The organism is Rhizobium sp. 01N424 (assembly GCF_056399485.1).
Genome location: NZ_JBFTRK010000002.1, coordinates 578,835 through 592,061, shown reverse-complemented (window position 1 = coordinate 592,061; position 13,227 = coordinate 578,835). Strand labels below are relative to the sequence as shown.

General features: G+C 61.5%; 18 protein-coding genes and 1 tRNA gene. 9 read left to right on the top strand and 10 right to left on the bottom strand.

What is annotated here, in order from left to right; genetic code table 11:
- Positions 1–26: 26 nt before the first annotated feature.
- The 3 genes from AC1DNK_RS08655 to AC1DNK_RS08645 are packed head-to-tail and all read right to left on the bottom strand — an operon-like array spanning position 27 to position 2,307.
- Positions 27–812, bottom strand: a complete 786-nt coding sequence (locus AC1DNK_RS08655; RefSeq protein WP_112518565.1) for a class II aldolase/adducin family protein — start codon at positions 810–812, stop codon at positions 27–29.
- Positions 805–1,398, bottom strand: a complete 594-nt coding sequence (locus AC1DNK_RS08650; RefSeq protein ID WP_112518564.1) for a hypothetical protein — start codon at positions 1,396–1,398, stop codon at positions 805–807. The genes AC1DNK_RS08655 and AC1DNK_RS08650 overlap by 8 nt, the downstream gene beginning before the upstream one ends.
- A gap of 15 nt (positions 1,399–1,413) precedes the next feature.
- On the bottom strand, positions 1,414–2,307 hold the full coding sequence (locus tag AC1DNK_RS08645; protein WP_477940481.1) for a LysR substrate-binding domain-containing protein: 894 nt from the start codon (positions 2,305–2,307) through the stop codon (positions 1,414–1,416).
- Positions 2,308–2,327: 20 nt separating this feature from the next.
- Here AC1DNK_RS08645 and AC1DNK_RS08640 point away from each other — a divergent pair, with 20 nt between their 5' ends.
- The 6 genes from AC1DNK_RS08640 (at position 2,328) to AC1DNK_RS08615 (ending at position 4,728) form a co-directional block, all read left to right on the top strand.
- The gene (locus AC1DNK_RS08640; RefSeq protein ID WP_477940480.1) at positions 2,328–2,462 is read left to right on the top strand and encodes a hypothetical protein; all 135 of its coding nucleotides are present in this window, start codon (positions 2,328–2,330) and stop codon (positions 2,460–2,462) included.
- Between the two features lie 10 nt (positions 2,463–2,472).
- Positions 2,473–3,249, top strand: coding sequence for a class I SAM-dependent methyltransferase (locus AC1DNK_RS08635; protein ID WP_477940478.1), 777 nt, complete (start codon positions 2,473–2,475; stop codon positions 3,247–3,249).
- A 352-nt stretch (positions 3,250–3,601) separates the two neighbouring features.
- Positions 3,602–3,811 (top strand): cold-shock protein, encoded by a 210-nt coding sequence (locus AC1DNK_RS08630; protein WP_112390220.1) that lies wholly within the window; start codon positions 3,602–3,604, stop codon positions 3,809–3,811.
- A gap of 110 nt (positions 3,812–3,921) precedes the next feature.
- Positions 3,922–4,206, top strand: a complete 285-nt coding sequence (locus tag AC1DNK_RS08625; RefSeq protein WP_112390221.1) for a cold-shock protein — start codon at positions 3,922–3,924, stop codon at positions 4,204–4,206.
- 27 nt (positions 4,207–4,233) lie between these two features.
- The gene (gene rpsU / locus AC1DNK_RS08620; RefSeq protein ID WP_112518562.1) at positions 4,234–4,476 is read left to right on the top strand and encodes a 30S ribosomal protein S21; all 243 of its coding nucleotides are present in this window, start codon (positions 4,234–4,236) and stop codon (positions 4,474–4,476) included.
- A 42-nt stretch (positions 4,477–4,518) separates the two neighbouring features.
- A complete protein-coding gene (locus AC1DNK_RS08615) occupies positions 4,519–4,728 on the top strand; it encodes a hypothetical protein (protein ID WP_112390223.1) in 210 nt (69 codons plus the stop codon).
- 55 nt (positions 4,729–4,783) lie between these two features.
- Here the strand turns inward: AC1DNK_RS08615 and AC1DNK_RS08610 are convergent, their stop codons facing one another.
- Positions 4,784–5,425 (bottom strand): hypothetical protein, encoded by a 642-nt coding sequence (locus tag AC1DNK_RS08610; RefSeq protein ID WP_477940476.1) that lies wholly within the window; start codon positions 5,423–5,425, stop codon positions 4,784–4,786.
- Positions 5,426–5,607: 182 nt separating this feature from the next.
- On the opposite strand from AC1DNK_RS08610, the gene AC1DNK_RS08605 reads away from it, so the two are divergent.
- Positions 5,608–6,000, top strand: coding sequence for a FliM/FliN family flagellar motor switch protein (locus AC1DNK_RS08605; protein ID WP_112518560.1), 393 nt, complete (start codon positions 5,608–5,610; stop codon positions 5,998–6,000).
- Between the two features lie 103 nt (positions 6,001–6,103).
- Complete coding sequence (locus AC1DNK_RS08600) at positions 6,104–6,286, top strand: hypothetical protein (RefSeq protein ID WP_162702694.1); 183 nt, start codon at positions 6,104–6,106, stop codon at positions 6,284–6,286.
- 33 nt (positions 6,287–6,319) lie between these two features.
- Here the strand turns inward: AC1DNK_RS08600 and AC1DNK_RS08595 are convergent, their stop codons facing one another.
- A complete protein-coding gene (locus tag AC1DNK_RS08595) occupies positions 6,320–7,429 on the bottom strand; it encodes a helix-turn-helix transcriptional regulator (protein WP_477940473.1) in 1,110 nt (369 codons plus the stop codon).
- A 260-nt stretch (positions 7,430–7,689) separates the two neighbouring features.
- On the opposite strand from AC1DNK_RS08595, the gene AC1DNK_RS08590 reads away from it, so the two are divergent.
- Positions 7,690–7,905 (top strand): DUF6719 family protein, encoded by a 216-nt coding sequence (locus AC1DNK_RS08590; RefSeq protein WP_112518557.1) that lies wholly within the window; start codon positions 7,690–7,692, stop codon positions 7,903–7,905.
- 82 nt (positions 7,906–7,987) lie between these two features.
- Here the strand turns inward: AC1DNK_RS08590 and AC1DNK_RS08585 are convergent, their stop codons facing one another.
- The 5 genes from AC1DNK_RS08585 to xylF all read right to left on the bottom strand — a co-directional run bounded on the left by AC1DNK_RS08585 (position 7,988) and on the right by xylF (position 13,059).
- A complete protein-coding gene (locus tag AC1DNK_RS08585; RefSeq protein WP_477940471.1) occupies positions 7,988–9,298 on the bottom strand; it encodes a hypothetical protein in 1,311 nt (436 codons plus the stop codon).
- A gap of 112 nt (positions 9,299–9,410) precedes the next feature.
- Positions 9,411–9,487, bottom strand: a tRNA-Arg gene (locus AC1DNK_RS08580).
- Between the two features lie 170 nt (positions 9,488–9,657).
- A complete protein-coding gene (locus AC1DNK_RS08575; protein WP_112390230.1) occupies positions 9,658–10,440 on the bottom strand; it encodes an ATP-binding cassette domain-containing protein in 783 nt (260 codons plus the stop codon).
- Between the two features lie 14 nt (positions 10,441–10,454).
- Positions 10,455–11,765: a sugar ABC transporter permease gene (locus tag AC1DNK_RS08570; RefSeq protein WP_112390231.1), complete on the bottom strand. Its 1,311-nt coding sequence runs from the start codon at positions 11,763–11,765 to the stop codon at positions 10,455–10,457.
- A 253-nt stretch (positions 11,766–12,018) separates the two neighbouring features.
- Entirely contained in the window at positions 12,019–13,059 is a 1,041-nt protein-coding gene (gene xylF, locus AC1DNK_RS08565; RefSeq protein WP_112390232.1) for a D-xylose ABC transporter substrate-binding protein, read from the bottom strand.
- Positions 13,060–13,227 lie beyond the last annotated feature (168 nt).

The following is a 13,227-nucleotide window of genomic DNA, read 5'->3' as shown; positions in this document are numbered from 1 at the left end:
TCCTCAGTCGTCTATGTCTGGCCGCCTCAGCCGCGCTTCAGGCGGCGGACGAGATAGGCGAAGGTCGCCTTGAACATCTCGTCGCGGAACATGTGCTTGCGCTTGGCCTTGATATCCTCGGGCTTGCCGAGCGCCTTGGCGCCTCCGGCAGCCTCGACCCACAGCTGCATCATGCAGGCGTTCTCCAGCGACAGCGCCAGATAGATCGCCTGCTCGATGGTGGGCGCGGCGGTGACGATGCCGTGGTTCTGCAGGAGCATGGCGCCGTGTTCACCGAGGCAGGCGGCAACCGCCTTGCCGCGCTCGGCGGTGGTGATCAGCTCCGTGGTTTCCGAGAAGACCGGCAGGCCTTCGGCGAAGATCGAGCCCGGGTGGCCGACCGGCTGCAGCGGCTTGCCGAGCGCCGAGAAGGCGGTGGCATAGGGCGCGTGGGTATGGACCACGGCGTTCAGATCCGGCCGGGCGCGCAGCACCTCGGAATGGATATAGACCTCGTTGTGGCGGCCGAACTCGCCATCGACCTTCTCGCCGTCGAGATCGACGGTGATGATGTTGTCGAGGGTGATCTCTTCGAGGCCGAACTTGGACGGCTTCATGTAGAAGCGGTCGGGTTGCTCCGGCACGCGGATCGAGACGTGGCCGCGCGTCCAGTCGCCCTGACCGGCGGCTTCCAGAATGCGGCCGGCCTCGATCATCCGCTGCTTCAGGTCTTCATGCATCGTCTTGTTCTCCGAGGAATTGTCGCAGCGGATGCCGCTGCCGGACCAGGCCGGTTCGAATGCGGCGCTGCTGCCGTCGCAGGCGCTACACACGGTGCTTGTCGCCGCGTTTGCGGCCCTGCGAAATGTCGAGGAAGAGCTCCGAGGGGGCCACCTTGCGGTCGATCAGCCCCTGCTGGTGGGCGTAGCCGATGACGGTTTCCAGCGTCCTGGCGTTCTGCCCTTCAAGGCCGTAGGCCCAGGGATCGTCGCCCATGATCGCCTGCTGTTCCTCCCAGGCCTCGCGATACCAGGCGAGCGGCACGATGCGTGGGTTTTCCATGCGCTTCATGGCGATCTGCTTGGCCTCCTCGAAGGCGATATAGAGATTGATCGGCACCCAGGGGTGGCGGGCGACGATCTCCGGGCGGATGCCCATCACATGCATGATCGGGAAAATGCCGGTGCGCTCGTAATAGGCGATCTCCTCGGCCTTGTAGTCGGGGAAAAGGCGGCCGACGCGCGGGTCGCGCTTCTTGATCGGGGCGATCAGATCCGGATGCAGCAGGGCGTCGATCTCGCCATCGACCAGCATCTGCTCGATCGACTTGTCCTCGCCGATCTTGTGCAGCTTCAGGCCTGAGGGAAGCTTGAAATCGACGTCCTCGTCGAGCTCCGAATACCAGGTGTTTCCGGACAAGAAGCTCGGCAGCGGCTAGGAACCCGGCACATCCCGCCTGGGGGCGGGATGTGTCGAGACGAAGGCTTCGGCCTCGGCCCGCAACCACTCGCAGAAGATGACGGATTTGCGGTTCCGTCTCGCGCGGCGCAGCGCCACATATTCGTGGCCGCTGTCGAGGAAGCCGAAGGGGGCCGCCAGCCTCGCGTCGCGGATGTCGTCCGTGACATAGGGCCAGGGCGCGACGCAGACGCCGAGCCCTGCGCCTGCCGCTTCCAGCATGAAATAGAAGTGTTCGTATTCGACACGCGCTCCGCTCTCGATGTTCAAACCCGAGCGGCCCAGCCAGTCGCCCCAGGCGCGGAGCCGGGTCTTGGTGTGAAGCTGCGGCAGGCCGCCGATCTGTGCCGACAGGGCCGGAGAGACCACCGGTCCGGTCTGTTCCGGAAAGAGCGGGATGACATCGGCGCCGTCGGGCCAGGGTGCCGTGCCGACACGGATCGCCACGTCGAAGCCGTCGCGGGCGAAATCGACCGGCCGGGACGAGGCCGTCAGCCGTACGTCGATACTGGGATGTTCGGCCTGGAAGCGATAAAGCCGCGGGATCAGCCAGCGCATCGTGAAGGTGCCGGGGCAGGAGACATCGAGCGGGCCATCGCCGGTATCGGCAACGGCGCGCACCGACATGTCGATCTGATCGAAGGCGGCGACCAGTCCCGGCAGCAGCGTCTGGCCAGCCTCCGTCAGCCGCATCCTGTTCTTCGGTCCTTCGAACAACGCTACGCCAAGAACGTCCTCAAGATGCTGGATCTGGCGGCTGATGGCGCTGTGCGTCACGTTCAGCTCTTCGGCCGCCAGCGTCATGCGGCCGTGGCGGCCTGCGGCTTCGAAGGCGCGAAGCGCATTGAGGGAGGGCAGACGTCTTGCCATGTGCGTTTTAGGAACAATCCGTGTTCGAGCTTATCGGTTTTCATCCCGGAGAATATGATGTTTTCTCCAGTTGCAACACTAAGGAAAAGCCGCTGAGCGCACAACAGGTGCTGGATGCCCAAGCATTCGGCAGGGCGAAGCTTTGCCTGGCATAGGATGGAAACCATGAACAGCAGACATGTAGACGGAAGTGCCGGCGACGCCAATTACGGTGTGATCGGCACTAATTACACCCGGTACCGGCAGCCGGATCCCCATATCGCCGCCTTCATCTGGCGCGCGCTAGGGGATGCCCGGACGGTGCTCAATGTCGGCGCCGGCGCCGGTTCCTACGAGCCGATCGATCGCACCGTCACTGCCGTCGAGCCATCGGCCTCGATGCGCGCCCAGCGTCCGGCGCATCTGCCGGTAGCGATCGATGCGGTGGCGGAAAAGCTGCCCTTCGCCGATGACAGCTTCGATGCCAGCATGACGACCTTCTCCGTTCACCAATGGTCGGACCTCAAGGCCGGCCTTGCCGCGATGCGCCGGGTGACGCGCGGGCCGGTCGCCGTGCTGAGTTGCGATCCGGACGAGCTGCATCGCTCATGGCTGCAGGCCTACGCCCCTGAAATGATCTCCGTCGAGGCCAGCCGTTATCCGCCGCTTGCGGCCATCTCCGGCGCCTTGGGCGGGACGATCGAGATCAAGCCTGTGCCGATTCCGCTTCACTGCACCGACGGCTTCGGCGAAGGCTATTACGGCCGCCCCGAGCGGCTGCTCGATCCCGGCGCACGGCTTGCCAACTCGGCCTGGAGCTTCGTCGACGCTTCCGTTGGCGAGCGCTTCGCCGAAGAGCTCGGCCGCGATCTGAACGATGGCAGCTGGGACAGACGCTATGGCGAACTTCGCTCGCAGCCGTTCTTCGAGGGATCGCTGCGGCTGATCGTTTCGACGCCGTGAACGGATAGCGGATTACCGCTCACAGCTTTCAGGCAGCCCGTCGCCGATGCGGCGAAGGGGCTGCCTTGCCCGATGGCGATAAAACCGATAGAAGTTTCTTTCGGCTTTCGGATTTTATCGGAAACGAAATTCAACGAAATCAGCAAACTGCGGGATAAAATTTTAAAACCGGCGAAGTTTCTTGCCGTTGCCCGTTGCTAAATTTCAAATTGATCCTATATTGGGTTCATCGACCATTGCTTGTGACGTCGCTCAAGAGCGCTTTTGCCTCTTCAGATTTCCTTCCAAATAATCGATCTAGGTCCGCAAAGTATCGCGGAAAAAACAACGGTTGCTTTGAAAGGAGATCGTTATGAATACAGGTACAGTCAAGTGGTTCAACGCCACCAAGGGTTTCGGCTTTATCCAGGCTGACAACGGCGGCGCAGACGTTTTCGTCCACATTTCTGCAGTTGAACGCGCAGGCCTGCGCTCGCTCGCAGACGGCCAGAAGATCCGTTTCGACATCGTGCAGGACCGCAAGTCCGGCAAGAACTCGGCGGACAACCTGCAGGCTGAATGAATTTGTCACGGCTCGCGCGACCACGGATGTACTGGCGCGCTGAGACGATGACGGAGGAAGGTCGGGATTAGTCCCGGCCTTTTGTTTTTTCATCTGATACGGAGAACGGCATGACGAACCGCCACTACCGGCCGGGCGATAGCATCGTTCTGAAGCCGGGAATTCTTGGAAGCGTCCAGCCGGGCGGCGCCGGCCGCGTCGTGTCTGTCATGCCGGCAGCACAGGGCTTCGTCCATTACCGCGTCAGATTCCAGAACGAGAATTGCGAGCGAAGCGTCCGCCAGGACGATATCGACGTTCTGGCATCGTCAGGCCGCCCCGCCGCCGAGGTCAAGGTGACGGAAAGCCCGAAATCGAGCTGGATCAATTCGAATACGATCCGCATCAAGAAATAACGGCCGTTGGCCGATTAAGGAGACGTCTTGCAGGTACTCGTCCGGGATAACAACGTCGATCAGGCTCTTCGCGTCTTGAAGAAGAAGATGCAGCGCGAGGGTGTGTTTCGCGAAATGAAGGCGCGCAGCGCCTATGAAAAGCCTTCTGAAAAGCGCGCCCGCGAAAAGGGCGAAGCGATCCGCCGCGCCCGCAAGCTTGCCCGCAAGCAGGCTCAGCGCGAAGGCCTCCTGCCGGCTCCCAAGAAGAAGATCCTGGCGCGCGCCCGCTAACCGACCGTCATACCGGGACAGGCACTCCTGAAGGAGGAAAGCATGACCAAGACGAAAGACAATCTCTTCAAGCCCGAAAAGCTTTCGGCGCAGGCGAAGGCGGAAAACACCGCCTCGATGGCCAAAGAGATCATGGCCGGCGAGCTCATCGAGCGGCAGAAGAAGACCGAGAGACTGCGGGCGCTGCGTTTGGCGCAGCCCGTAGCCGAGCCGCCCGCGAAGAAAACACGCGCGGCCAGCAAGAAATCCTGAGTTCATTCTCATCTTGAGAACGCCGCCGCCAGGCGGCGTTTTCGCGTCTGGGCATTCAGCCCCGGGCTGTTGTTTCTGGCCGGCGAATGCGCGCCTCAATGGCGCGGGCCGATTGACCACGCAGCGTCTGCAGCGTGGTCATCGGGAAGGTGATCTCTGCCAAGGCGCGGATGAAGACGCTCTCCTCAGGCTTCGAAAAACGCACGAAGACGCTGCCTTCCTGTTGCCGGATCTGCGCGCAGGTGATGAAAATTTCCGATGTTCCGAGACAGAGATAGAAGTGCGCGGTCAGCTGCTCGATGCCGCGCGCCTGCAATATGGCGCCGGTCTCGCTGATGCTGACGATGCGCACCTGCCGGGCCGTGAAGGACTTCACGCCCTTGACCGGGCAGAGCGCCCGGGCAACCAGATTGACCCGATGATAGGCAGGCTCGACGCTATCGCCCGCAAAGGCAAGCCGCGACAGGTAGTTGCGGTGGGTGTTCGAATTCAACATGAAATGACTGCGAAAAGACATTAACGAATTTTTAACCATGTAGCCGCCGAAAGCCGGAAAGGCAACGCGCATTGCGTGTGCCCCGATGCAAAGATGTTGATGATTTGCTGCCGGAGAGCTGCCGGCCGCGGGCAGGGTGAGTCGGGCAGCGGTTCGCCCGAACGCGGCCGCGGTGGGTCGCCGGCGATGGCCGCTGGCCATGCCCGGACAGGTATTCTGTATCGAAACGGCAAGGCCGCCGCCTCGCCGCTGTGGACCGTAACCCTTCGTTAAGGTTGATCGCCTGGCAATTGGAATTTCCGGTCCGTGCCAGGGCTCAAGCACCCTAAAATGGCTGGGCGGCTTTTGGCCGACTCTGATGATTTTCTTTAAGATGGTGTTTTATGTCTAATATTTCCGATGACCTGCCGACGATCGGACCAGATGGCGCCGGTGACGGCGCGGCCAGAACCGGAGCTGCCTGGCAACGCCTGCGTCAGCATGAGGCAGATCTGCTGTTCTCCGCCGTGCCGCCGGAAGTTGTGGAGGCGCAGCGTCCGGAGCTCCGCAAAAAGGTCAACGACATTCCTGTCGAAATCGAGGTGGTGATCGGGCGGGCGCGTGTTTCGGTTGCTGAGTTGATGCGGGTCGATCCGGGTCACAGCTTCCGGCTGGATAGCCGTTTCGGCGAACCGGTCGAGCTGCTGGTCAATGGCCGGCTGATCGGCCACGGCGAAATCGTTGCCGATGCCGACGACAATGTCGTCGGCGTGCGGATCGTTCGTCTCGCAGGTTGAGAGCGTTTTCATTGGGGGCAAGTGCATGGGCCATGAGGCCCGCAACGGCGCCGGTCAGGATCGCGGGGGCATCCGGCACGAAGGAAACTGCAAGGAAGACATCATGACGATGAGAGCCTGCATAATGACCGAGAGCCATCTGAAGACGGTGCTCGAAATGTTGCGCGACAAGCCGGAGCTGGGTGCTGCGCGATCGCTGGTGGAAGCGGCGCTCACGGAGATCGAAGCTGTACGGAGGAGCCATGCCGCGGCCTTTCAACAGGCCGGACGGCGGAGGGCGAGGTGAGGTGGCGGCGGGGAACCGAAGGGGCTTGCCCGCTCAACTCCCCAGCAGCAATGCGGCGAGTGCCACCTGCGAATTGACGCCGAGTTTGGAGTAGATATTCCGAAGATGCGTCCGGACCGTCTCGTAGCTGATCTGATAGGCTTTCGCGACTTCCCGTGGCGTGTTTCCCGAGGCGACGCTGAGAGCGACCTTGATTTCGGTCACCGTCAGTTTCGAGGTTTCCATGAGGGCGCTCTGCCGGTCTTTCAACGGGGCGGCCACCATCGGCTCGGCAATGACAGCAACAGTCGGCCCTTCCAGAAATTCCGTGAATGCGCTCGACTGAAGCCTGACGATGGTCAGGCGATAGCTGCCTTCCTTTCCGTCGCCCTGGACGATGGCGGTATAGGGCCCCCTCTGTCCGTCGTGGCGGGATGCGAGCCACTCGAAGGCTGCCGCCGACTTCTGGCATCGAATGCTGATCCGCCCATCGGCGGCGACGCGAAACGGAAACCCGGCGGCGATGATGTTTTCAGCCGTGCGGTTCGACCAGCGCACCTTGCGTTTGTCCGACACGTAGATGAGGCCGGCACCGATGCTGTCGAACAACGTTCGCAGCGCCTGATTGTCAGGCGCAAGCAGGTCGCGCTTGCGGATGAAATCAAACGCGCGCTTCAGGTGAGGGGCAAGCAGGGTGTAGCGCTCGGCGGCCTTCCTGTTGCGCTCGGGATCGGAGGAGGAGGTCGCTGTCGAAAGAATGAAGGTGCGGGCTTCTTCACGGATGATGGAGACGCCGATACTGGTCTCGCAGCCCGCCTGCCGCTTCAGCCAGTCGTTGTAGAATTCGGTCTTGACGAGGTTCTTTCGGGCAAAGATATCCTCGCCGCACAACCCGCGGCCGACCGGCACCAGGCCCATGCGCGGGATCCACGGATTGACCGACGCGAAGTGATTGCTGAACTGATCGACCTCGTCCTTGGTGAAGCCTGAAATATAGGGAACGTGGGCAACCGGCGAGGCAAGATCGTGGTAGTGCAGGGCAGCCTTGCCATCGGGAGAAGTCTTGGCGACGGCATCCAGAAAGCCCTGCCAGCTGCATTCGCCGAACAGGCTTCCGTAAATCATATCGATCAGATGAATAGCGGCATCGGCAGGCTGCGGCATTTCTCAGGCTCGCAAAACACAAGAACACGTCTTGGTTGTCGCAAATCGGCACGGGATTGACCAGCCCTTCAAAAGAAGATGGTCACATGGCCGTCCGGTCATCGGATGGCCGCACGGCGCCAGGTCCGCCGCCCATACTCCAGGTGGAGCATGCCCTGCACGTGAAGGCGCTGTAGACCCACAAACGGGCGGGGTTTGCGAACGGACGGGTCTGTCCGGACGCTTCCCTTGCGCCCATTTATCAAGGGGAAGGGGATACAATGAAACTCAGATATTCGCTCGCCGTTCTGATCGCTTTCGGACTGGCCGGATGCCAATCGATCCTGAAGGAAGAGCCCGCAAAGGGAACGCTACCGACCGGAAAGAAAGTCCTTGTCGATGACGGCACCTGCCCGCCCGGACAGGTAAAACAGGTGACCGGCGCCACAGCCGGAAATCCGCGCATCAAGGAATGCGTGCCAATGCCGAAGGGGTAAGGGGCCGTCTGCATTTTCGCCGGGGTGTTGCGGAGAGGTTCGGTTACTGATCTCTCCGCATGTTCGGGATGCAGATGCAGCATTACCAAAGATTATCGGGCTTTGATGAGGCGGGCATCTGCGAAACGCCGTGTTGTCTTTGGATGGCGGCGATTGCGACTAGGGCGACCAGTCCCAACAATGGCAGGATACGGTGGTGATAACGGTCCGCCGGACCGGAGATAACAGCAAACAGCAGATCGTTTCCGAGGCAGAGCGACAGCAGCAGGATGATCCAGATCGTTTCATCACGCGTCAGCCTTCGCCAGGCCCACACGAGCGCCGATGCGGTTGCCAGGTAAAGCGCGTAGCGCAAAGCCGTGCAGAGATTGCGTACCGCCTCGCTTTGCCACAAGCCCTGTGGCTGTGCGGACTGATAAAATCGGCTTGGCATCGGTTCGGTGAGGACTGGAATGAAATCGAGCGCGGTCTGCGGTGCATAAAAGCTCAGGAAATCGCGGGCAACGACGATCGCCGTCTCCATTGGCCTGTACGTCAGGCCGTCGACTATGATTGCGCGTGCGTGCTGCCGTTCGAAACGGTCGAGCGGAAACGCGTTTGGGAACTGGCGTGCAATATCCCAGAAGAAGTCACGGCGTTCCGCGTTGGCGGGATCGGCCTTCAGCTGAACCACGTAATCGGCCGCATCACACAGCGCCCTGTCACCTGATCTCTCGCATTGGCGGGTGAGCAGCGCCGGGTGAATTGAGAAGAAACGGGAGGCGAGGAAGGTCTGCGCGAGTCTTGGGACATCAGGAAAATATCTGCGCTCAAGACCAGTGTTGACGAGCAGCAGCGTTGCGAGCGCCAGCGCAGGCATGGCAAGAAGCCGCACATTGCGAAACATAAGCGCGGCGAGCAGCGAAAAGGGCATCACAAGCAGCAAGCCGCTCGCATGACCGGAGAGCAGGACGCCCGAAAGCATGGCCAGGAACGGGCTCTGCCAGCGAATTGCAACGATCAGCAGCACGACGGCAGAAAAGAACCAGCTGTCGACGAGCACAGCGCTCGCATACAGCGGCTGCAGACTTAAAAGCGAGAGAGGCAAAGCAAGCACGAATAGGTGCGGCAAGGAGAAACTGCGGCAGAAAAGTAGCCAGGCGATCGCGGCAAGGACCGTATTGAACAGCGGCAAGGCCCAATACCCAATCAGACGGTATGGCCAGGCAATCAGAACGGCGGCCGTATTCGAGCGGATCCAGCCGACGCCTTGGCCGGAATAAGCGATGGAGTCGTCCATCACCAGAGGAAACCCGTTGACCAGCATGGGTGCCAGCAACATCACCACCAGCAACAGAAATAGCCCGGCCTGCTGCCAGAAAACGGATTCTCGTGCTGTCCACGGAAAGGTCATGTCTTCTCCAGGTGTGCGGCACCTGAACCGCATATCGCGAATCAAACGCCATCGTCACATTGAAGAGGGCAAGCTCGACAATGGAAAGGCCGCAGAGATGTTTTGAGCGAAATGGCGCACCCGACAGGATTCGAACCTGTGACCTTTGGAATCGGAATCCAACACTCTATCCAGCTGAGCTACGGGTGCATGCCGTGGCGGTTTGAATCGCCTGTCCGATGTGGTGGTTCTTAGCCTAGCTTTCGGTGCTCTTCAATCGCCAAATGGCGAAATCGGCGGAATGGCTGGCGGCGTCACCGGAATTCTAAGGAAAAGCCCGCCGGGCTTTGGCGCGGCGGGCTTTCTGTTGTGTTGATGTCTCAGACCTGCATGGCGCCGGGGCCGGGGATGGCCTTGGGCGGGACCTTGCCGAGGATGATCATGCCGAGGACTTCGTCCTTGGTGACGTCTTCGGTGCGGGCGTGGCCGACGACCTGGCCGTTCTTCATCACCGAGACGCGGTCGGCGAGGTCGAAGACGTCGTGGATGTCGTGGCTGATCAGGAAGATGCCGATGCCTTCCTTCTTCAGCTGCTTGATCAGCTCGCCGACCTGCGCCGTTTCCTGGGGGCCGAGCGCTGCCGTCGGCTCGTCCATGATCAGGATACGGGCGTTGAAGAGGATCGCGCGGGCGATCGCCACCGATTGCCGCTGGCCGCCCGAAAGCGCTTTCACCGGCTCCTTGAAGCGGCGGAAGTTGGGGTTCAGGCGTCCCATCACCTCGCGGGCCGAGGCTTCCATGGCGACGTCGTCGAGCGTGCCCCACTTGGTGCGGATTTCGCGGCCGAGATAGAGGTTGGCTGCGGCATCGACATTATCGGCGACGGCAAGCGTCTGGTAGATCGTCTCGATACCGTATTTCTTGGCATCGCGCGGATTGCGGATATCGGCCGGTTCTCCATTGATCAGGATATCACCCGAGTCGCGCTTGTAGGCGCCTGAAAGGATCTTGATCAGCGTCGACTTGCCGGCGCCGTTATGGCCTAGCAGGGCGACGACTTCGCCGGGGTAGAGATCGACCGAGGCGTTGTCGACGGCGTGGATACCGCCGAAGGAGATCGAGATATTCTTCAGTTCCACAAGGGGAGTGCGTTGTTCAGTCATGAGTCGTACTCCTCTTACTTCGCACGCGAGCGGTAGACCGTGTCGAGCCAGACGGCAACGACGAGGACGGCACCGACCACAACGTTCTGGATGGGGGTATCCACATTTGCGAGACCCATGCCCGACTGCAGCGACTGCATGACGAGCGCGCCGAGCATGGCGCCGGCGACCGTGCCGGTGCCGCCTGCAAGCGACGTGCCGCCGATGACGGCCGCGGCAATGGTATAGAGCTCGTAGGTCGTGCCCTGCGAATTCGCCGCCGCGTTAAGGCGGGCGGTCGAGATCGCCGCGGCAACGGCTGCGAGGAAGCCCATCAGCGCGAAGATCTTGACGGTGACCCAGCGGGTCTTGATGCCGGCAAGTTCGGCCGCTTCAGGGTTGCCGCCGATGGCGAAGACATAGCGGCCGAAGCGCAGGCGGGTGGCGATGAAGGTCATGACGATGCCGACGAGAACGGCGATCAGCACCGGCACGGCGATGCCGTAGGAGATGAACAGGCCGGTCTCAGGCCAGGCGATGGCGTTGGCTTCGGCATATTTCTTGGCGATGGCAACAGGCCAGTAATAGATGGTCGAGACCCAGATGGCGCCGAGCACCAGCGCGCAGCCGAGAACGGCCAGGAAATACTCCGCCCAGAGCGGGCGGCGCGGGAAGTTGAAGCGCTTGCGCTGGTGGCGCGAGCCGATGATGCCGATGACGATCAGCAGGCAGGCGATAAGCCCGATGATCCAGCTCCAGGTGGCGCCGACGGCACCTTCTGCACCGCCGCCCATGATGCGGAAAGTGGTGTCGAGGGGGGCGACCGTCTGGCCCGACGTGACATACCAGGCAAGGCCGCGCCAGGCGAGGAAGCCGCCGAGCGTTACGATGAAGGAGGGCACGCCCATGAAGGCGATGATGACGCCCTGGAAGAGGCCGATCAGCGTGCCGGCGATGAGGCCCGCGGCCAGCGTGATCACCCAGGTCCAGGAATTGTCGAAGCCCAGATATTGCGGCAGGAATTTCGCCTGGACGACGCCCATGATCATGGCGACGAGGCCGAGCATGGAGCCGATCGACAGGTCGATGTTGCGGGTGACGATGACAAGCACCATGCCGGTCGCGAGAACGGCGATTTCCGTCGTCTGGACCGAAAGGTTCCAGAGGTTGCGGGGGGTGAGGAACAGGCCGTCGGTATAGAGATGGAAGCCGATCCAGATGACCAGCAGTGCCGCGACCATGCCGAGCAGGCGCGTGTCGATCTCGGTGGCGCGCAGGAAGCGCGTGATGGGGTTTGCGTCCGCGGTGCGCGGATGACCCGGTGAGGATTGCGTGATGTCTGCCATGGGTTTGCCGTTCCCCCATTGTTTGGGCCCTGGCCGGGTGCCCGAAAAGCCCAGCCTGAGGATGCCCTGTTCTTCGAAATGACCACCGGGATGCTTCCGGAATAGCCGCGTCGGTGACGGCGTTATTCTGGCAGGGAATTAAAGCGTTCGCGGGGCGTTGCGAGGCGGGGAGGCGGCCGAAGGACGGCTCCATCCGCATCCGGCGCCGCAGCGGAAACGCTGCGGCGCCGGTCTGTTGATCAGCTTACGAGGATTAGTCGCAGGCCTTGACGCTGCCGGCCTTGACGCCCTGGCAAGCTTCAGCCTTGGAGATCCAGCCGGCGTCGATGACGACGTTCAGGTTGTCCTTGGTGATGGCCTGCGGCTTCAGGAAGATCGACTGCATCTTCACCTTCTTCGGGCCGCCGTCGAAGGTGGTAACGCCCTGGATCTTGTCCATGGTCGTGCCGCCAGCGAGGTCGAGCGCGATTTCGGCAGCGCGCTTGCCGAGTTCGCGGCTATCCTTCCAGACGGAAACCGTCTGGGTGCCGAGCGCGATGCGGTTCAGAGCGGCCTTGTCGGCGTCCTGGCCGGAAACCGGTACGGTGCCAGCCATGCCCTGTGCGTCGAGAGCGGCAACGGCGCCACCGGCAGTGCCGTCGTTCGAAGCAACAACGGCGTCAACCTTGTTGTTGTTCGCGGTCAGGAACTGTTCCATGTTGCGCTGTGCGTTCTGCGGCAGCCAGCCATCGGTATAGGCTTCGCCGACGTTCTTGATCTTGCCGGCGTCAACTGCAGCCTTCAGAACTTCCATCTGGCCGGCGAACAGGAAGTCCGCGTTCGGGTCCGACGAAGAGCCCTTGATGAAGACGTAGTTGCCTTCAGGCTTGACCTTGAAGACGCCTTCAGCCTGCAGGCGGCCGACTTCCTTGTTGTCGAAGGTGATGTAGAAAGCAGCCGGATTTTCGATCAGGCGGTCGTAACCGACAACCGGAATGCCTTCGGCAGCAGCCTTTTCGATGGCCGGTCCGATTGCGTCGGAGTCCTGGGCCAGAACGATGAGGGCGTTGGCGCCCTGCGAGATCAGCGATTCGACGTCGGTCAGCTGCTTGGCAGCGGAAGACTGCGCGTCAGCGGAAATGTACTTCGCGCCCTTGGCTTCCAGCGCCTTCTTGATGGCTGCTTCGTCGGTCTTCCAGCGTTCTTCCTGGAAGTTCGACCAGGAAACGCCAACGACGAGATCGGCCGCCATGGCAGCCGTGTGTACGGAAACGAGGATGGCGGCACCCGCCATCAGCTTCATAATAGACTTCATAAATTATCCTCCCGAGTGATAAGCGGCCAGCCCCAGCCAGTGGTTCCTCCAGCCGCCGCGGATCACTGTCGAGCAACAATGCATTATTTTCTCGACAGTCGAGAAATTAAGTGTCAGAGATTTTTTCAACTGTCAACAGGCCACTACCGGCAGAATCATCCATCACGC